At 60.2% G+C, this 19203-nt stretch carries 18 protein-coding genes; 14 read left to right on the forward strand and 4 right to left on the reverse strand.

The window, feature by feature from the left end:
- The first annotated feature begins 105 nt into the window (after positions 1 to 105).
- The 4 genes from ACXADQ_RS08750 to ACXADQ_RS08765 all read left to right on the forward strand — a co-directional run bounded on the left by ACXADQ_RS08750 (position 106) and on the right by ACXADQ_RS08765 (position 3528).
- Positions 106 to 636, forward strand: a complete 531-nt coding sequence (locus tag ACXADQ_RS08750; protein ID WP_475319030.1) for a TIGR00645 family protein — start codon at positions 106 to 108, stop codon at positions 634 to 636.
- Positions 637 to 737: 101 nt separating this feature from the next.
- Positions 738 to 1823 carry a histidinol-phosphate transaminase gene (gene hisC, locus ACXADQ_RS08755; RefSeq protein ID WP_475319036.1) on the forward strand — a complete coding sequence of 362 codons (1086 nt, stop codon included), beginning with the start codon at positions 738 to 740 and terminating at the stop codon, positions 1821 to 1823.
- A gap of 53 nt (positions 1824 to 1876) precedes the next feature.
- Positions 1877 to 2737, forward strand: coding sequence for a prephenate/arogenate dehydrogenase family protein (locus ACXADQ_RS08760; protein ID WP_475326058.1), 861 nt, complete (start codon positions 1877 to 1879; stop codon positions 2735 to 2737).
- The gene (locus ACXADQ_RS08765) at positions 2734 to 3528 is read left to right on the forward strand and encodes an extensin-like domain-containing protein (RefSeq protein WP_475319041.1); all 795 of its coding nucleotides are present in this window, start codon (positions 2734 to 2736) and stop codon (positions 3526 to 3528) included. The genes ACXADQ_RS08760 and ACXADQ_RS08765 overlap by 4 nt, the downstream gene beginning before the upstream one ends.
- Here the strand turns inward: ACXADQ_RS08765 and ACXADQ_RS08770 are convergent, their stop codons facing one another.
- Entirely contained in the window at positions 3529 to 4530 is a 1002-nt protein-coding gene (locus ACXADQ_RS08770; RefSeq protein WP_475319046.1) for a DUF2125 domain-containing protein, read from the reverse strand.
- Positions 4531 to 4597: 67 nt separating this feature from the next.
- Between ACXADQ_RS08770 and ACXADQ_RS08775 the strand changes: the two genes are divergently transcribed.
- The 3 genes from ACXADQ_RS08775 (at position 4598) to ACXADQ_RS08785 (ending at position 8417) form a co-directional block, all read left to right on the forward strand.
- The gene (locus ACXADQ_RS08775) at positions 4598 to 5128 is read left to right on the forward strand and encodes a gamma-glutamylcyclotransferase (protein ID WP_475319049.1); all 531 of its coding nucleotides are present in this window, start codon (positions 4598 to 4600) and stop codon (positions 5126 to 5128) included.
- A 68-nt stretch (positions 5129 to 5196) separates the two neighbouring features.
- Positions 5197 to 6381 (forward strand): biopolymer transporter ExbB, encoded by a 1185-nt coding sequence (locus tag ACXADQ_RS08780; protein WP_475319053.1) that lies wholly within the window; start codon positions 5197 to 5199, stop codon positions 6379 to 6381.
- Between the two features lie 2 nt (positions 6382 to 6383).
- Entirely contained in the window at positions 6384 to 8417 is a 2034-nt protein-coding gene (locus tag ACXADQ_RS08785; RefSeq protein ID WP_475319056.1) for a peptidoglycan -binding protein, read from the forward strand.
- On the opposite strand, the gene ACXADQ_RS08790 is transcribed toward ACXADQ_RS08785, so the two are convergent.
- The 3 genes from ACXADQ_RS08790 to gloB all read right to left on the reverse strand — a co-directional run bounded on the left by ACXADQ_RS08790 (position 8418) and on the right by gloB (position 12641).
- Positions 8418 to 9311, reverse strand: coding sequence for a M23 family metallopeptidase (locus ACXADQ_RS08790; protein ID WP_475319059.1), 894 nt, complete (start codon positions 9309 to 9311; stop codon positions 8418 to 8420).
- 68 nt (positions 9312 to 9379) lie between these two features.
- Positions 9380 to 11713 (reverse strand): ATP-dependent Clp protease ATP-binding subunit ClpA, encoded by a 2334-nt coding sequence (gene clpA / locus ACXADQ_RS08795; protein ID WP_475319062.1) that lies wholly within the window; start codon positions 11711 to 11713, stop codon positions 9380 to 9382.
- Positions 11714 to 11873: 160 nt separating this feature from the next.
- A complete protein-coding gene (gloB, locus tag ACXADQ_RS08800) occupies positions 11874 to 12641 on the reverse strand; it encodes a hydroxyacylglutathione hydrolase (RefSeq protein ID WP_475319065.1) in 768 nt (255 codons plus the stop codon).
- A 60-nt stretch (positions 12642 to 12701) separates the two neighbouring features.
- Between gloB and ACXADQ_RS08805 the strand changes: the two genes are divergently transcribed.
- The 7 genes from ACXADQ_RS08805 to ACXADQ_RS08835 all read left to right on the forward strand — a co-directional run bounded on the left by ACXADQ_RS08805 (position 12702) and on the right by ACXADQ_RS08835 (position 19203).
- Entirely contained in the window at positions 12702 to 13442 is a 741-nt protein-coding gene (locus ACXADQ_RS08805; protein WP_475319068.1) for a class I SAM-dependent methyltransferase, read from the forward strand.
- Between the two features lie 412 nt (positions 13443 to 13854).
- The gene (locus ACXADQ_RS08810; protein WP_475326059.1) at positions 13855 to 14415 is read left to right on the forward strand and encodes a F0F1 ATP synthase subunit delta; all 561 of its coding nucleotides are present in this window, start codon (positions 13855 to 13857) and stop codon (positions 14413 to 14415) included.
- Positions 14416 to 15954 carry a F0F1 ATP synthase subunit alpha gene (gene atpA / locus ACXADQ_RS08815; protein WP_475319070.1) on the forward strand — a complete coding sequence of 513 codons (1539 nt, stop codon included), beginning with the start codon at positions 14416 to 14418 and terminating at the stop codon, positions 15952 to 15954. It begins immediately after the preceding gene.
- Positions 15955 to 15968: 14 nt separating this feature from the next.
- The gene (locus tag ACXADQ_RS08820; protein ID WP_475319072.1) at positions 15969 to 16844 is read left to right on the forward strand and encodes a F0F1 ATP synthase subunit gamma; all 876 of its coding nucleotides are present in this window, start codon (positions 15969 to 15971) and stop codon (positions 16842 to 16844) included.
- 16 nt (positions 16845 to 16860) lie between these two features.
- Positions 16861 to 18285: a F0F1 ATP synthase subunit beta gene (atpD, locus tag ACXADQ_RS08825; RefSeq protein WP_475319074.1), complete on the forward strand. Its 1425-nt coding sequence runs from the start codon at positions 16861 to 16863 to the stop codon at positions 18283 to 18285.
- Positions 18286 to 18296: 11 nt separating this feature from the next.
- Positions 18297 to 18734, forward strand: a complete 438-nt coding sequence (locus ACXADQ_RS08830; RefSeq protein ID WP_475319079.1) for a F0F1 ATP synthase subunit epsilon — start codon at positions 18297 to 18299, stop codon at positions 18732 to 18734.
- A 121-nt stretch (positions 18735 to 18855) separates the two neighbouring features.
- A complete protein-coding gene (locus ACXADQ_RS08835; RefSeq protein ID WP_475319084.1) occupies positions 18856 to 19203 on the forward strand; it encodes an H-type lectin domain-containing protein in 348 nt (115 codons plus the stop codon).

Genomic DNA, 19203 nt, shown 5'->3' on the forward strand with positions numbered 1-19203 from the left:
GGTCGTACGACTGTCCTAAATTTCCGCCGACTGGCCCTCTGTGCCGCATTGCGCGGCGGTGCAGCATCGCCTAAACCGCCTTTGCGACAGGACAGGAGAGCTGACATGGCCGAGAAACCCGCGCTGGAACGGAAATTCGAACAGGGGCTGTTTGCCTCGCGTTGGTTGATGGCGCCAATGTATCTGGGGCTGGTCGTGTCCCTGGGGATGCTGACCATCGTGTTCTGCCGCGAGCTGGTCTATTACGCGCCGCAGGTTCTGACCATGACCGCCGACAAGGCCATTCTGGTCGTGCTGACGCTGATCGACCTGTCACTGGCCGCGAACCTGCTGCTGATCGTGCTGTTCTCGGGCTACGAAAACTTTGTCTCGAAACTGGACATTGATGATGGTGGCGATCGGCCCAGCTGGATGGGCACCGTGGATTTCGGCGGGCTGAAAATGAAGCTGATCGCCTCGATCGTGGCGATTTCGGCCATCCATCTGCTGAAACAATTCATGGAAATCGGCAAGTCCGACAAGCCGCTGGACGAACAGGCGCTGTATTGGTTGGTGGTGATCCACATGGTGTTCGTGGGCTCGGGCGTGTTGATGGCCGCGATGGACTGGCTGGCCGCGCAGACCAAAAAGCGCTGAGCGGCGCGCGTCCTTCGCGTCACACAAGCGTTCAAATCTCTGGTTTCGACCTTTCCTTGCCTCTTTGGGCTTTGTAAGGAAGGTCCGAAGGAGACACGCTCATGACCAAGATCACGCCCCAACCCGGCATAATGGAAATCGCCCTGTATGTCGGCGGTGCCAGCCATGTCGATGGCGTGAGCGATGTGGTCAAGCTCAGCTCGAACGAAAACCCCTATGGGCCCAGCCCGGCCTCGGTCGAGGCGCTGCGTCGTGCGTCGTTCGAATTGCACCGTTACCCGTCCACCGATCACGCCGAATTGCGCGCCGCCATTGGCGAAATCCACGGCGTTGATGCGGACAATGTTATTTGCGGTGTCGGCTCGGACGAGGTGTTGCAGTTCATCGCCCAGAGCTTTTCTGGCCCTGGTGACGAGGTGATCTATACCGAGCACGGGTTTTCCATGTACCCGATCCTGGCCCATGCGGCCGGTGCGACCCCGGTGAAGGTGCCCGAAAACGAACGCGTCGTGGACGTAGACGCCATTCTGGCCGCCTGTACCGACAAAACCCGGATCGTGTTCATCGCCAACCCGGCCAACCCGACCGGCACGATGATTGATCTGGACGAATGTGCGCGGTTGGCCGATGGCCTGCCCGAGGGCGCGTTGCTGGTGCTGGACGGCGCCTATGCCGAGTTTGTCGAGGGCTATGACGGCGGCGCCAAGCTGGCGGAAACCCGCGAGAACGTGATCATGACCCGGACGTTCTCCAAGATCTATGGCTTGGGCGGCTTGCGGATCGGTTGGGGCTATGCGCCGCGCGCGATCATCGACGTGCTGAACCGCGTGCGCCAGCCGTTTAACCTGTCCAACACCCAGCTGGCCGCGGCCGAGGCTGCGGTGCGCGATACCGCCTACACGGAAAAATGCCGGTCCGATAACGCCCGTCTGCGCAGCTGGCTGGCCGAGGCGTTGGACGCGCATGGCGTTCCGTCTGATCCGTCCGACACCAATTTCATCCTGGCCCGTTTCAAAGACGAGGCCGAGGCCAGCGCCTGCGATGAATACCTGAAATCTCAGGGTCTTATCGTGCGAAAGGTGGGCGGATATGGCCTGCCGAACTGCTTGCGGATCACCATCGGGGATGAACCCTCGTGCCGCCGGGTGGCCCATGCCATCGGGCAATTCAAAGGGGGTGCATCGTGAAGACCCCTTACAAACGCGTTGCGCTGATCGGGCTGGGTCTGATCGCCTCGTCCATGTTCTGGGCGCTGAAACGGGCCGAGTTCGACGGCGAGGTGACGGGTTTCGCGCGGTCGCAGGAAACCCGCGATACTGCCCGCCGGATCGGTCTGTGTGATCGCGTCTGCGACAGCGCGGTCGAGGCCGTGCAGGACGCCGATCTGATCGTTCTGTGTGTGCCCGTCGGTGCAATGGGCGCCGTGATGGCTGATATCGCCCCGCATCTGAAACCTGGGGCGACGGTTTCGGATGTTGGCTCGGTCAAGAAATCGGTGATCGAGGCCGTGGCCCCGCATATCCCTGAGGGCGTGCATTTCGTGCCCGCGCACCCCATGGCCGGGACCGAGCATTCCGGCCCCGAATCCGGGTTCGCGACCCTGTTCGACAATCGCTGGTGTCTGATCGTGCCCAATGGCGCAGGCGAAACCGCGACCAAGGCGCTGGAGGATTTCTGGCACGATCTGGGTGCCAATTGCGAGCGCATGGACGTGCAACACCACGATATCGTATGCGCTGTGGTCAGCCATATTCCGCACCTGATCGCCTATACGATGGTGGGCGTGGCTGACGATCTGCACCGCGTGACGGATTCCGAGGTCATCAAGTTCTCGGCCGCAGGTTTCCGGGACTTCACCCGTATTGCGGCATCAGACCCGACAATGTGGCGCGATGTTTTCCTGACCAACAAAGAGGCGACCCTGGAAATTCTGGGCCGCTTCACCGAAGAACTGTTCGCCCTGCAACGTGCCATTCGCACCGGTGACGGCGAGCAGCTGCACGACTATTTCACGCGGACCCGCGCCATTCGGCGTGGCATCATCGAGGCCGGTCAGGACACCGAGGCCCCGGATTTCGGCCGCGCGCAAACTCCTGCATGACAGCCCTTCGGACGCTGACCTGCATGGCCCTGTTTTGGGCGTGCTTGGGATCGGCGTCATTGGCGAACGCGCCCAGCGTGTCATTGCGCCCTGTTGCGCGCGGAGAGGTTGACCCAAGCGTGATCCTACCGATTTCTCCCGAGGTGATTGGCGTCACGCCGACCGTCGAGGATGAACCGGGGCTGGGGCGCTCTTTGCGGCCAAAGGTCCGGCCCAAAGGGCTGGCGCGCCGATCCGCGAAGGTTGCGAAAAAGACCACCGGAAAACGCGGGGCTCTTTGCGGAACGCGGGACATCATTGGCGAACGCGTGGGCCGGGTGCCCGGCAAAATCTCGGGCTGCGGAATCAAGGACGCGGTGCGCGTCAGTTCTGTCTCGGGCATTTCGCTGAAGCAACCTGCGCTGGTCGATTGTGTGACGGCTAAGGCCTTGAAAACATGGGTGGACCGGGGGCTGAAGCCTGCGGTTGGTCGCTATGGTGGCGGAGTCAGCGAGCTGAAGGTCTTTGCCAGCTATGCCTGTCGGACCCGCAACAGCCAGAAAGGGGCGAAGATATCCGAGCATGGTAAGGGCCATGCCATCGACATCGGCGTGGTCGCGCTAGAGGACGGGTCTGATATCTCGGTCCTGCGCGACTGGAAATCTGGCAAAAAGGGCCGGATGCTGAAAAAGATGCACAAATCCGCCTGCGGTCCGTTCGGCACGGTTCTGGGGCCGGAATCGGATCGGTTTCACCGGGATCATTTCCACTTTGATACGGCGCGCTATCGCAACGGGAATTACTGCCGCTGATCAGCGCAAAACCAGCGGCGGGACCGAGCCGACCGGGATTGGGCCAAGGAACGCGATCCCCCGGCGCAGATCCAGCGGTACATCCAGGGTGTTCGGATTGCCAGCCATTTGCGACAGCAGCCCCAGACCTTTTTCCATCTGATCGCCCAGCCCCTGTGGGATCTGACCCGAGTTCACAGCCATCCGCAGGATATCGCGCCAATTGCGCAGCTTAATGGTGAACTTGCCAGTCATCGTGCCGCTTTCGTCGACATCTGCCTGACCGGCCAGCCAGATTTCCAGATTGCCCCAACGGGCCTCGGCCAAGGTCAGGTCCAGATGGGTGGGTTGGGGGCGTTGGCGCTCGATCGCGTCCAGATCCCAGGGGGCGTCAAAACCCACGCGGAACTGCGCGCGCAACGCCGAAAAGGTGCGGGGCAGGGCATCGGAGGCACCAATCAGGCCGCGTACGCTCATGGGCGGGGCGAAATCCTCGGCCTCGACCGCAAAGCGATAGGTTTGTGGGGCGCCCTCGTCCTGTTGAATGGCCGCGCGCAGGGCAGTCATCGTGGTTGCCTGCTGATCCCGAGTTTGCAGCGTCAGCGTCTCGGCCACCAGATTGGCGCGGTTCAGCGGCAGGCGTGTACCCGCATCCAGCACGACGCTGGCCTTCAGCGAATTACTGGTGATGTCGATTTTCTGCGTCGGCGTGGCCAACAGTTGTTCGTTCGGCCAGACGGCGATCACGTGATTGGGACGATAGCTGAGCGCCAGCAGTTGGAAGAACGGAGCCTCCCACGCCCAGCCGGTGCGCGGATCGGCCAGTTGCAGATCGCTGAAATGCGTATCAACCCGGTTGGGAAAGCCTTTGACGCTGAGGTCAGAATATTCGGCCACCCAGCCCTGGGCACGACGATCCTCGAACCAGGTTTCGAAGGCCGATTTCAACCCGGTAGAGGCCGACAGCCAGAACCCGGCCCAGATACAGGCCAGCAGTACAATCACAAACAGCAGACGTTTCATTTCCGCAGGCCCTTTTCAGTGCGTTCGCAGTGGTGTTTACAGGGGGGCGAAAGAAAGGACCAGTGACATGACGATGTGGGTTTTCGGCTATGGCTCTTTGCTGTGGAATCCGGGGTTTGACGTGGCGGACAGCCAGTTGGCACATCTGCCCGGCTATCACCGCAGCTTCTGTATGCGCTCGATCCACCATCGCGGGACCGAGGAAAATCCCGGGCTGGTGCTGGCGTTGGACCGCGCGCAGGATGCGGCCTGTCATGGCTTGGCCTTGGCCGTTCATCCGCATGACGAAAAACAGGTTCTGGCCGATCTGCGCGAACGCGAGCTGGTGTCCTCGGCCTATCTGGAGGTCGAACACGAGGTCCACCTTCGTGACGGGCGCAGCGTGACCGCGCTGACCTATGTGATTGATCCGGGCCACGTGCAGTATTGCGGGGGCCTGCCGCTGGAAGAGCAGGCCAACATCATCGCGCATGCCCATGGAGGCCGTGGCCCGAACACCGAATATCTGTTTAACACTGCCGATCATTTGACCGAGTTGGGTATCCGTGATCACGAACTGGACTGGTTGACGGCACGAGTGCGTGAGATCATCGCATAAACTCTTGGCTTGAAAGCGTGTTAATCGTACAGTCGCGTCAATTAAAACAGCGTCAGGAGCTGTCCGATATGGAGCAGCCAGACCTCGAGGCCGAGCCGCAATTTTCGCAACCGTTCCGCCAGATCATGTTGATGATTCTGGTGCTGGGACTGACATCTTTCGTGGTGTTCCTGGCCTTGCCCAGCATTTTGCCGGTGTTCGAAGCCAACCCCTATCTGAACGGCTTCATCATGTTTGTCTTTTTGGTGGGGGTGATCGCCTGTTTCTGGCAGGTGGCGCAGCTGTTTAACTCGGTCCGCTGGATTGAAAGTTTCGCCCGCGATCACGAGGACATGTCCGGCCTGAATGCGCCACGTCTGCTGGCGCCATTGGCGGCTTTGCTGCGCACACGTGGGGCCCGAATGCAGATCAGTGCCTCGTCGACCCGCTCTATTCTGGATTCGGTCGCCACGCGCGTGGATGAAGCCCGCGAAATCACTCGTTATATCGTCAACCTGCTGATTTTCCTTGGTCTTTTGGGAACGTTCTATGGCTTGGCCACGACCGTGCCTGCGCTGGTCGACACGATCCGCGGACTGGCCCCGCAAGAGGGAGAGGCCGGTGTGGATGTCTTTGGTCGCTTGATGAGCGGCCTGGATGCACAGCTGTCGGGGATGGGGGTCGCCTTTGGCTCGTCGCTGTTGGGACTGGCGGGATCCTTGGTCGTGGGCCTGCTGGAACTGTTCGCCGGTCACGGCCAGAACCGGTTCTATCGCGAACTAGAGGAATGGCTGTCCACCATCACCCGCGTCGGATTTTCCAGCGGCGAGGGCGAAGGTACAGACGGATCGCCCGTGGCCATCGTGTTGGATCACATGAGCCAGCAGATCAATTCCATGCGCGAAATGTTTACCCAGTCCGAGGCCAATCGTGCCCATCTGGATGCGAACCTGGCCAGCCTGGCGACCTCGATCGAGCGGCTGACGGATCGGATGGCGGGCACCGCGCGCGCAAATGACGCAATGACCAAGATGGCTAACTCGCAGGACCGATTGATCGAGATTCTGACCGAGCAGGGGGCCGACGGAATGGACCCAGAAAGCCGCATGCGCCTGCGATCCATCGACGTGCAATTGCTGCGGATTCTGGAAGAAATCAGCGCCGGCCGGCAGGAAACCATGGCCGAGCTGCGCACGGATATCGCGGCCCTGACCCAGGTTCTGCGCCGCCGCCAAAAGAAACAACAGCAGCCTGACGGGCAGCAAGGGGGCTGATCATGGCCCTATCACGTCGCACTGGTCACAGGTTTCAGGGCTCGATCTGGCCCGGTTTTGTGGACGCGATGACCGGTCTTTTGCTGGTGCTGATGTTTGTGCTGACCATTTTCATGGTGGTGCAGTCGGTGCTGCGCGAAACGATCACTGGGCAAGAAACGCGACTGGATGCCCTGTCGACCGAAATCGCTGCATTGGCCGAGGCATTGGGGCTTGAACGGGATCGCAGCGCCGCCTTGGACACCGAGTTGGGCCAGCTGAATGCGACACTGGCCGACGAGCGCGCGCAATCTCAGCAGCAACTTGCAATGATCGCCTCGTTGACCGCTGAACGTGATGCCCAAGCGCGCCAGATCACGGATTTCGAGGCTCAGGTGACTGCGCTGTTGTCGCAACGCGACAGCGCCTTGACGGCGGTTGCGACGCTTGAGGACGAAAAATCCACCTTGCTGGACGAGCGGGCCGCGCTGCAACTGGCCCTGGCACAAGCACGAAACGAGATTGACGCGGGTGTCGAGGCCGCGCGATTGGCGGCTGCGCGCCGCGAGGCACTCGAGGCGCTGATCGCGGATCTGAGGGCAGAAAACGCGGATGCGGGGGCTCAGAATACGGCGCTGACAGCGCGGCTTGCGGATTTGGAAACCCAACTGAGCGAAGAAGAGGCGACGCGACTGGCCGAAGCCGCCGCAGCCGAGGCGCTGCGCGAGCGGCTGAAGAATGCGGATGCCGAACTGACAGCGATGACACTGGCGTTGGAAGAGCAGCGGAAAAAGGCCGAGGAGACGCTGACCTTGCTGGCGGCCGCGCAGGCGGCGGGCGAGGATCTGACAGCGCAATTGGCGGCCGCGTTGCTGGCCCAGGAACAGACCAAAACGCAATTGTCTGACGCACAGGCCGACAGCGTAGCGACGCAGACGCGTCTGAAAAACCTCGAGGCTCAGTTGGCGGCTGCGCTGTCGGATGCGCAGGCGGGTCAGACAGAGCTGGACGCGTTGCGTGTGAAATTGTCCGAGGCCGAGGCGCGATTGGCCGCCGAGGCCGGTAAATCCGCAGCCGCGCGAAACGACCTGGAAACCCGCCTGGCCGAGGCGCTTGCTGCCAAGATCACGCTCGAGGCGGACTTGACAGCGGCGCGTACGGACAATGCTCGACTGCGGGCTGATATGGCCGAAACACAGAACACTCTGGCCCGCGCTTTGGCGGAAAAACTGGCCGCGCAACAGGCTGCCGAGGCGCGATTGACCGATGCTGAACGGCAGGCGGCCTTGCTGGCGGCCGCGCAAACCGCGCTGGCGGATGAAAAGGAAATTTCGACCGAGGCACAGCGCGCGCAGGCGCTGTTGAACCAACAGGTCGCGGCGTTGCGCACGCAACTGGGCAGTTTGCAGGCCCTGCTGGATGACTATGAACAGCGTGACGCGGCTGCGCGGGTTCAGCTGGAATCCCTGGGCTCGGACCTGAATGCGGCTTTGGCGCGGGCGGCTGCCGAGGAACGCAAGCGCCGCCAGTTGGAAGAGGCCGAGCGCATCCGGTTGGAAGAAGAGAAAAAGGCGCTGGAGGCCGAGAAACAGGATCTGGAGAAGTACCGGAGTGATTTCTTTGGCCGCCTGCGTGATGTTCTGGGCGCGCAAGAGGGCATTCGCATCGTCGGCGACCGTTTCGTGTTCTCGTCCGAAGTGCTGTTTCAGCCCGGCAGTGCGGATTTGTCCCGTGAAGGCCAGGGCGAAATTGCCAAGGTGGCGCGCATTTTGCGTCGAATCTCGGATGATATTCCGGCCGAAATTGACTGGGTGATCCGGGTGGATGGGCACACAGACAACGTGCCCCTGTCCGGGCTGGGCGAGTTCGCGGATAACTGGGAACTTAGCCAGGCGCGCGCCCTGTCAGTGGTGCGCTATATGGTGAACTTCCTCGGGTTGCCACCCAACCGGCTGAGCGCAAACGGTTTTGGTCAGTACCAACCCGTGAACCTGGACGACACCGCCGAGGCACGGGCGCAAAACCGTCGGATCGAGCTGAAGCTGACCGAGAAATAGTCACTCTACAAGAAGGTCGATTTGGTGACGGTCCACCTGCTGGTCTTTGCGCATCAGGCTGATCTGACCAGTATAGCGACCCCTTTGAAACCCACCCGTCGGGCGGCGTTTCCCGACAGCCCTGAAATACTGGGCCTGTGTTTTCGTTAGCACCACATCCTGATTCAGAAACGGTCCGGTGGGGCCTTGAATGGACAGGCGCAGCTGATCCCCGGGACGCGCGCCAAAGGCATAGACCCAAAGCACCAGGGCCTCGTCCATTGGCGAGAACACTCTGGCCGGCGGACCATCCTTGACCTCGGCAAAACTGGGAATCCGGGTGGTGAAGCCTGCGTTCAAAATGCCGGTCGGGGCGTAGTCGAGAGGCGACGCCCACAGGCCCTGGCTTTTGCGATCACAGGCGGGCTGAGCCTTTGGGGCAAACGGGTCGACCACCAGACCATTTCGGCGTACGGACAGGTGGATATGAGGGAACTGGGTTTTGCCGGACAAACCCACCTGGCCCAGCACCGTGCCCGCTTCGACTTTGTCGCCGCTACGGACCCGGACCGAGTTGCGTTTCATATGGCAATATTGGGTCTGCCAACCGCTGTCGTGCTTGATCACAACCCCATTGCCGCATTCGCGTCCGTCCACCTGAGCGGCCGTTTTTTCGCTATAGCCGGAATCGGGCATACCATCGCGCATACCGCTGACCACGCCCGCCGCTGCGGCCACCACGTTGACGCCGTCGCGCATGGCCGCCAACGAGGGCAGGCCGAAATCCGTGCCCTTGTGCCCGTCATAACTGAGCGTCCCGCAGGTGAAATCCTGTGCATCAGGCCCGGGATCGCGGTCGACATATTGCTGAATATGGCAGGTCTCGCCCAGAACGCAGTCAATCGGTTGGCGCAAAACGAACTCCCCCGCGACGGTGGGCGTCGCGAGGGAGCAGAACGCGGCAATCGCGGCCGCAAGACGCATTATTCTGCGGTGAGCAAGGGGGGCTTGTCCCCGGACAGGCGTTTTTGCGCCGGTCCGTCGATCCTGAGCTCGATCTCGCCGTCTTTGACGCCGACCTTGACCACACCGCCTTTGGCCAGCTTGCCGAACAGCAGTTCCTCGGCCAATGGTTTCTTGATGTTTTCCTGGATCACGCGGCCCAGCGGACGCGCCCCCATTTTGGAATCATAGCCTTTATCGGCCAACCATTCGGCAGCCGGACGGGTCAGTTCGATGTGAACGTTGCGATCCATCAGCTGAGCTTCGAGCTGCAGCACGAACTTCTCGACCACCTGCAGGATCACCTCTTTGGGCAGCGGCGCAAAGCTGATCACAGCATCCAGACGGTTGCGGAATTCAGGCGTAAACGTCCGTTCAATCGCGGCGGTGTCTTCGCCTTCACGCCGGTCACGACCGAATCCGATGGCGGCCTTGGCCTGTTCAGCCGCGCCCGCGTTCGAGGTCATGATCAGCACCACGTTGCGGAAATCGACGGTGCGGCCGTTGTGATCGGTCAGGCTGCCGTGGTCCATCACCTGCAACAGGATGTTATAGACATCGGGGTGCGCTTTTTCGATTTCATCCAACAGCAGCACGCAATGAGGATGCTGATCGACGCCATCGGTCAGCAGGCCACCCTGATCAAACCCGACATAGCCCGGAGGCGCGCCGATCAGGCGGCTGACGGCGTGTTTTTCCATGTATTCGGACATGTCGAAGCGCAGCAGTTCAACACCAAGTGTATCGGCCAGCTGTTTGGCAACCTCGGTCTTGCCCACGCCGGTGGGGCCGGCGAACAGGTAGTTGCCGATGGGTTTTTCGGGCTCGCGCAGGCCCGCGCGGGCCAGCTTGATGGCGCTGGACAGGGCCTCGATCGCGTTGTCCTGGCCGAACACCACGCGTTTCAGGGATTTTTCCAGGTCCTTCAGAACCTCGGCATCGTCCTTGCTGACATTCTTGGGTGGGATGCGGGCAATCTTGGCCACGACGGCCTCGATCTCTTTAGCGCCAATGGTCTTGCGACGTTTGGATTCCGCGACCAGATGCTGGGCTGCGCCCGCTTCGTCAATGACGTCAATCGCCTTGTCCGGTAATTTGCGGTCATTGATGTAGCGCGCGGCCAGTTCGACGGCGGTTTTGATCGCATCTGCGGTATAGCGGACGCTGTGGTGTTCCTCGAAATAGGGTTTCAGACCCTTAAGGATTTTCACCGCGTCCTCGACCGAGGGCTCCATGACATCGATTTTCTGGAACCGGCGGCTTAGGGCGCGGTCCTTTTCGAAATGCTGACGGAATTCCTTGTAGGTGGTCGAGCCCATGCAACGCAGCTTGCCGCCCTGAAGTGCGGGTTTCAGCAGGTTCGAGGCATCCATGGCCCCGCCCGAGGTCGCGCCCGCACCAATCACGGTGTGAATCTCGTCGATAAACAGCACCGCGTCGGGATGGTCCTCAAGTTCGGTCACCACGGCTTTCAGGCGCTCTTCGAAATCGCCGCGATAGCGTGTGCCGGCCAGCAGCGCGCCCATATCCAGGGAATAGATCGTGGTCGAGGCCAGAACCTCGGGCGTTTCGCCCTGCACGATTTTGCGGGCCAGGCCCTCGGCGATGGCAGTTTTGCCGACGCCGGGGTCACCGACCAGCAGAGGATTGTTCTTGCGACGGCGGCACAGCACCTGAATGCAGCGCTCGACTTCGGAGTCGCGGCCAATCAGCGGGTCCACATCGCCCTTGTCGGCCTTGGCGTTCAGGTCCACGCAGTATTTCCCCAGCGCGGATTCTTTCTGATCCACCGTGTCCTGACCACCGGGGGGCGTGCTTTGCGCCTCTTCCTCGTCAGTGGCGCCAGTGATCGGGCGGGATTCGCCAAAGGCAGGGTTCTTGGCCACGCCATGGGCGATGAAATTCACCGCATCATACCGGGTCATGTCCTGTTCTTGCAGGAAATAGGCCGCATTGGATTCGCGTTCGGCAAAGATCGCGACCAGCACGTTGGCGCCGGTGACTTCGGTCCGTCCGGACGATTGCACATGGATCGCGGCGCGTTGGATCACGCGCTGGAAGGCGGCGGTCGGCACGGCCTCGGATCCGTCGATGTCTGTGACAAGGTTCGACAGGTCTTCGTCGATGAATTCAACCAATGTGGTGCGCAATTCTTCGGTATCGACCGAGCACGCCTGCAACACGCGCAGCGCGTCGGGCTCCTCGATCAAGGCCAGCAAAAGGTGTTCCAGCGTTGCGAATTCGTGTTTGCGGGCATTGGCCAGCGCCAGTGCCGCGTGGATCGCCTGTTCAAGTGTGTTCGAGAATGAAGGCAACTGAGTGCTCCTTCCTGATCTGGGTCAGTCTGCGGGGTCGCTGAACCAACCATGGCCTCATAAGTTTAAAGTTTGGTCGATAACCGCCCGGCTTCAAGTCTTTTCTGTCTTTTTTGCTTCACAAAAGGCGGCGCTGCTGGCTGTCTGGGCGTGATTTCCCTTAAAAATTGTCCTTCCGCTTACGCACTTCGGCAAAGACCAGCGCAGCATCCGCACCGACCATATCGACCGCTTTCTGAACGCCGGGGGTGTGCCCGCGCAGGAATGGGTTGGTCGCCAGTTCCTCGGCCAGAACCGACGGCACCGTGGGCTGATCAGCTGCGCGCGCCTTTGCGACGGCCTCTACCCGAGAGATAAGCTGCGCATTGTCGGGGTCAACGGTCAGCGCGAATTTCCCATTGCTGGCGGTGTATTCATGCCCCGAGCAAACGGTGGTTGCAGGGTCCAGCGCGGCCATCTTGGACAGGCTGTCAAACATCTGATCCGGGGTGCCTTCGAACAGGCGCCCACATCCCAGGGCCATCAGGCTGTCGGCGGTGAACAACAGCTTGCTGTCGGGCATGTGAAACGCGATGTGCCCGTTGGTGTGCCCGGAAACATCCATCACATGGACGGTTTCACCGCCGAACTGAAAGGTGTCGCCATCGCTCAGTTCCTGATCCAGAGACGGCAGGCGGTGCGCATCCGCGGCCGCGCCAAATACGGCGGCGGGGTGATCTTTGGCCAGTTCAGGCAATCCGTCGATATGGTCCCAGTGGTGATGCGTTAGAAACACATGCGACAAGACCCAACCGCGCTGTTCCAAAGCAGCCTTGATCGGGGCAGCTTCGGGCACGTCGATCACCGCAGTTTCGCCCGTTTCTGCATCATGGATCAGAAAAGAGTAGTTATCCGAAAGGCACGGGATTGTCACAAGTTCGACAGGCATGGTGTTTCCTTTGCTGATCGCTATGGTTGGTCCAGAGTACAGATCACAGGGCTGGCCGCAATGCATCTTGATGTACAGGACCTGCGTAATTTCTATTATCGCTCCACGTTGGGACGTGCGGCGCAAAAGGCGGTGCGCAACGAACTGCTGCATCTATGGCCCGAGGCCACGGGGCAGACCGTTGTGGGATTTGGCTTTGCCGTGCCCTTGCTGCGCCCCTATCTGAAAGAGGCCCGGCGCGTAACGGGACTGATGCCCGGACCGCAAGGGGTGATGCCTTGGCCTGCCGGGATGCCGAATCTGTCTGTTCTGTGTGAAGAAACCCAATGGCCGATCGAGACCGGCCATGTGGACCGGTTGATCGTGATGCATGGGCTGGAAACAAGCGAGCAGCCCACCGCTTTGCTGGACGAATGCTGGCGCGTGCTGGGCCCCGGGGGCAAGGCGATGTTCATCGTCCCCAACCGGGCTGGGCTTTGGTCGCGCAGCGATAAGACTCCCTTTGGATTTGGCCGCCCCTACACGTTGGGGCAGCTGGAAACGCAGTTGAAACTGCATCACTTCATGCCCGAACGTCACGCCTCGACATTGTACCAACCACCCTCGCCAAGACGGTTTTGGCGCAAGACCGGAGAGCTCTGGGAAAAAATGGGCGCGTCGATGTCGGTTGTGGTTTCAGGCGGGGTGATCATGGTCGAGGTTTCCAAACGGGTGCATGCGCCGCTGGGCCCGGGCCTGCAAGAGGCCGTGCGCCGCCCGCTGACAGTGCTGAACCCCAGCCCCGCAACCGAACCGGCCTGATCCAGCGCTGATCCATGCGCCATTGCCAGAGGCACCGAATCCCGTCGGTATACGACGGGTTGGGCGGTCAAAACGCGTCAAAACCCGGCGGATTCCGTCACGTCACACGGTGCCTGATTGCTTGATAGCGATAACGAGTTGGCAGCAGTGTGCATCGAATGGGCTGAAAACAACCGCCAGATCGAAAAAAATGCGGGTAAAAAACCGGTTCAAACCGTCGCACTTTGCTTAAGTAACTGAAATACAACGGTATTCAATTGCATACCGCGTTGTTCTGGCAGCTTGCTAGGTGAGGAATGCTCTGCTACACCCACGCCGATTTTGATACTTTGACGCAAATCAAAGGTCCAAACGTCCTCGGCTCGGAATCCAGGATATTTCGGACGGGGCCTTAATAGTCGGAAGGGTGGACGTGTCCGAACCAGCTTCGATTTCCTCTGGCATTGCCTCGCGCTATGCCACCGCAATTTTCGAGATTTCGAAAGAGAGGGGCTCTCTTGAGAAACTTGAGGTAAATGTTAACAGCCTTGCCACCGCATTGAGCGAAAGCGCCGATCTGAACGCGCTGATTTCGTCGCCGGTTCTGTCGCGCACTGATCAGAGCAAAGCCATCGCGGCGCTTGCAAAGACAATGGGTTTGATGCCGGTCATGACCAACGGTCTGGCCGTTATGGCGGAAAAACGCCGTCTGTTCGTGCTGCCTGCGCTGCTTGCCGAACTGTCCGCGCTGATCGCCGACGAAAAAGGCGAAGTGACCGCCGAGGTCGCAAGCGCGAAAGCGCTGACCAAGGCGCAATCGGAAAAACTGGCCAAGACCCTGGCCGCACGCGTCGGCAAAGACGTGAAGATCAATGCGACCGTTGATGAAGATCTCATCGGCGGTCTCGTCGTTAAAGTGGGCTCGAAGATGATCGACACGTCGATCCGCTCCAAGCTCAACTCCCTCCAGAATGCAATGAAAGAGGTCGGATAAATGGGTATCCAAGCTGCAGAGATTTCTGCGATCCTGAAGGACCAGATCAAGAACTTCGGTCAAGAAGCCGAAGTGGCCGAGGTTGGCCGCGTGCTCTCCGTCGGTGACGGTATTGCCCGTGTCTATGGCCTGGACAATGTGCAGGCCGGTGAAATGGTCGAATTCCCCGGTGGCATCATGGGCATGGCGCTGAACCTGGAAGCTGACAACGTTGGTGTTGTGATCTTCGGTTCGGACCGTGACATTAAAGAAGGTGACACCGTTAAGCGCACCAACTCGATCGTGGACGTGCCGGTTGGCGAAGGTCTGCTGGGTCGCGTTGTTGACGGCCTGGGCAACCCCCTGGACGGCAAAGGCCCCATTGCTGGCGCCGAGCGCGGCATCGCCGACGTGAAAGCCCCCGGCATCATCCCGCGTAAATCGGTGCACGAGCCGATGGCAACCGGCCTGAAATCGGTTGACGCGATGATCCCGATCGGCCGTGGCCAGCGTGAGCTGATCATTGGTGACCGTCAGACCGGTAAAACCGCCGTTGCTCTGGACGCGATCCTGAACCAGAAATCGTACAACGACGCCGCCGGCGACGACGAAAGCAAGAAACTGTACTGCGTCTACGTCGCAGTTGGTCAGAAGCGTTCGACCGTTGCTCAGCTGGTGAAGAAGCTGGAAGAAACCGGCGCGATGGAATACTCGATCGTGGTTGCTGCAACCGCGTCCGATCCCGCACCGCTGCAGTTCCTGGCGCCCTACGCCGCAACCGCAATGGCCGAGTTCTTCCGTGACAACGGCCGCCACGCGCTGATCATCTATGATGACCTGTCCAAACAGGCTGTGGCCTATCGTCAGATGTCGCTGCTGCTGCGTCGCCCGCCGGGCCGTGAAGCTTACCCCGGTGACGTTTTCTATCTGCACTCCCGCCTGCTGGAGCGTTCGGCCAAGCTGAACGAAGATTTCGGTGCCGGTTCGCTGACCGCTCTGCCGATCATTGAAACCCAGGGCGGCGACGTTTCGGCGTTTATTCCGACCAACGTGATCTCGATCACCGACGGCCAGATCTTCCTGGAAACCGAGCTGTTCTACCAAGGTATCCGTCCTGCTGTGAACACCGGTCTGTCGGTTTCGCGTGTGGGTTCGTCGGCTCAGACCAAGGCGATGTCCTCGGTTGCTGGTCCGGTGAAACTGTCGCTGGCTCAGTACCGTGAGATGGCCGCATTCGCTCAGTTCGGTTCCGACCTGGACGCCGCCACCCAGCAGCTGCTGAACCGTGGTGCCCGTCTGACCGAGCTGATGAAACAGCCTCAGTACTCGCCGCTGACCAACGCCGAAATCGTCTGCATCATCTTTGCTGGCGTGAACGGTTACCTGGACAAGGTCGACGTCAAAGACGTGGGTCGCTTCGAGGCCGGTCTGCTGGGTCACCTGCGTGGCAAGCACGCCGATCTGCTGGAGTGGATCACCACCGAAGATCCGAAGATCAAAGGCGAAGCAGCCGACAAAGTCAAAGCCGCGCTGGACGAATTCGCAGCTGACTTCGCTTAAGGGGGGACGAGGCAATGCCGAGTCTTAAGGACCTTAAAACCCGGATCGAGAGTGTGAAAAACACTCGTAAGATCACCAAGGCCATGCAGATGGTTGCCGCGGCGAAACTTCGCCGCGCGCAGGATGCTGCCGAAGCCTCGCGTCCCTACACAGAACGTTTCAACAGCGTTCTGGGTGGGCTGGCTGCTTCGGTTGGCGGATCTGACAGCGCCCCCAAGCTGCTGAGCGGCACCGGTGCCGACCAAGTTCAACTGCTGGTCGTCATGACTGCAGAACGTGGTCTGTGCGGTGGCTTCAACAGCTCGATCGTAAAACTGGCCCGCGCGAAAGCTGAAGAGCTGATCGCGCAGGGCAAGACGGTGAAAATTCTGACCGTCGGCAAAAAAGGCCGTGAACAGCTGAAACGTGATCTGGGCGATTTGTTCGTCAGCCACGTGGATCTGTCCGAGGTGAAAAACATTGGCTACGCCAACGCACAGGATGTCGCGCGCGACCTTCTGAGCCGCTTTGATGCGGGCGAATTCGACGTGGCCACGATTTTCTTCAACCGCTTCCAGTCGGTGATCAGCCAGATCCCGACCGCGCAGCAGATCATTCCTGCCAAATTCGAAGAGGCCGAGGCTGACGCAGCTGCGACCCTCTACGACTACGAGCCGGATGAAGAGGCCATCCTGGCCGACCTGCTGCCGCGTGGTGTTGCCACCCAGATCTTTGCTGCGCTTCTGGAAAACGCAGCATCCGAGCAGGGTGCACGGATGTCCGCAATGGACAACGCAACGCGCAACGCGGGCGAGATGATCGACAAACTGACCATCGAGTATAACCGCTCGCGTCAGGCTGTGATCACCAACGAGCTTATTGAAATCATCTCGGGCGCTGAAGCGCTCTAAGAACCGGAGACGAAACATGGCAAACGCAAAAGGCAAAATCACTCAGGTGATCGGCGCCGTTGTGGACGTGCAGTTCGAGGACGCCCTGCCGGAAATCCTCAACGCACTGGACACCGACAACAATGGTAAGAAACTGGTTCTGGAAGTAGCCCAGCACCTTGGCGAAAACACCGTTCGTACCATCGCAATGGACGCAACCGAAGGTCTGGTTCGCGGTCAGGAAGTCGTTGACACCGGCGCACCCATCTCGGTGCCCGTTGGTAACGCCACCCTGGGCCGTATCCTGAACGTCGTGGGCGAGCCCGTTGACGAAAAAGGCCCGGTTGAAGCAACCGAAACCCGCGCCATCCACCAGCCCGCACCCGATTTCGACGAACAGTCGACCGAGTCGGAAATCCTGGTGACCGGCATCAAGGTTATCGACCTGCTGGCGCCCTACTCGAAGGGTGGTAAAATTGGTCTGTTCGGCGGCGCCGGCGTGGGCAAAACCGTTCTGATCATGGAACTGATCAACAACATCGCAAAAGTGCACTCGGGTTTCTCGGTGTTCGCAGGTGTTGGTGAGCGGACCCGTGAAGGGAACGACCTGTACTGGGAAATGATCGAATCCAACGTGATTAAGCCCGACAACCTGGAAGAATCGCAGGTTGCTCTGGTTTACGGCCAGATGAACGAGCCTCCGGGTGCACGTGCCCGTGTTGCTCTGACCGGTCTGACCCTGGCAGAACAGTTCCGTGACCAGTCCGGTACCGACGTTCTGTTCTTCGTGGACAACATCTTCCGCTTCACTCAGGCAGGTTCCGAGGTGTCGGCGCTTCTGGGTCGTATTCCTTCGGCCGTGGGTTACCAGCCGACGCTGGCCACCGACATGGGTGCGATGCAGGAACGTATTACCTCGACCAAGAACGGCTCGATCACCTCGATCCAGGCTGTGTATGTTCCCGCGGATGACCTTACCGACCCCGCGCCTGCAACCACCTTTGCTCACTTGGACGCAACCACCGTTCTGTCGCGTGCGATTTCGGAACTGGGTATCTACCCGGCTGTGGACCCGCTGGACTCCTCGTCGCGTCTGATGGACCCGTCGGTTGTTGGTGAAGAGCACTACAACGTGGCCTTCGAGGTTCAGGGTATCCTGCAGCGTTACAAGTCGCTGCAAGACATCATCGCGATCCTTGGCATGGACGAACTGTCGGAAGAAGACAAACTGACCGTTGCCCGTGCTCGTAAGATCCAGCGTTTCCTGTCGCAGCCGTTTGACGTTGCGAAAGTGTTCACCGGCTCGGACGGTGTTCAGGTTCCGCTGGAAGACACGATCTCGTCGTTCAAAGCCGTTGTGGCTGGCGAATACGATCACCTGCCCGAAGGCGCCTTCTACATGGTTGGCGGCATCGATGAAGTGATCGCTAAAGCCGAGAAAATGGCGGCCGAAGCGGCCTAAGGAGGGCCAAGATGGCTGATACTGTTCAATTCGATCTGGTCAGCCCCGAGCGGAGCCTTGCTTCGCTGGTGGTTGAGCAGGTCCAGATCCCGGGTGCGGACGGGGACATGACGGCCATGGCCAACCATGCTCCGACCATCACCACCCTGCGCCCTGGTGTGCTGCGGATCTCGGGCCCGGAAGGCGAGGCTGAATATGTTGTGACCGGCGGTTTCGCCGAAATCACCGCTGACGGCATTTCCGTTCTGGCCGAGCGCGCAGTGCCGCGTGCCGAACTGACCCAAGAGCATCTCAACGAGATGCTCAAGGCAGCCTCGGATGCGCTGGCTCAGGCGAAAGAAGTGTTCAAAAACGAACCTGGTCCGGTCGATGACGCAGCCAAGCTGCTGGCCGACATGGTGGCTATGGGCACGCATATCGGTCTGGACCCGAACGCCGCGAACCTGTGATCAGGGCGTTCTGACTAAATCATTGGAAAGGCCTCGGATTGCTCCGGGGCCTTTTTCCTTGCCTTACCTAGGGTTAGCGCGTCAGTATGGGTCCCGCACACAAAGCGGGCAGACTATCGCCATGAAAATACTAAAAGCGGGTCACGTCGCCGTGGCCCAAGGCAATGCCGACCTGTTCCAGGACTTCGAGGATGGGGGCGAAATGTGGACCGGAGAGGGGACACGCGAGCGCCGGATCAGCATTGTTTTTGAACGGGCCTTTGCGGCCCCCCCCAGCGTCCATTGCGCCTTGTCCTTATGGGATGTCGATTATTCGACGAACATGCGGGGGGATGTGGACGTGGACAATATCACGGCCAAGGGCTTTGAAGTTGTCTTTCGCACCTGGGGGAACACGCGCGTTGCACGGGCTCGGGCCAGTTGGATGGCCATTGGCACCGTGGTGGATGACGACATGTGGGAGGTTTAG

The organism is Thalassovita sp. ABM4_323 (genome assembly GCF_056158665.1).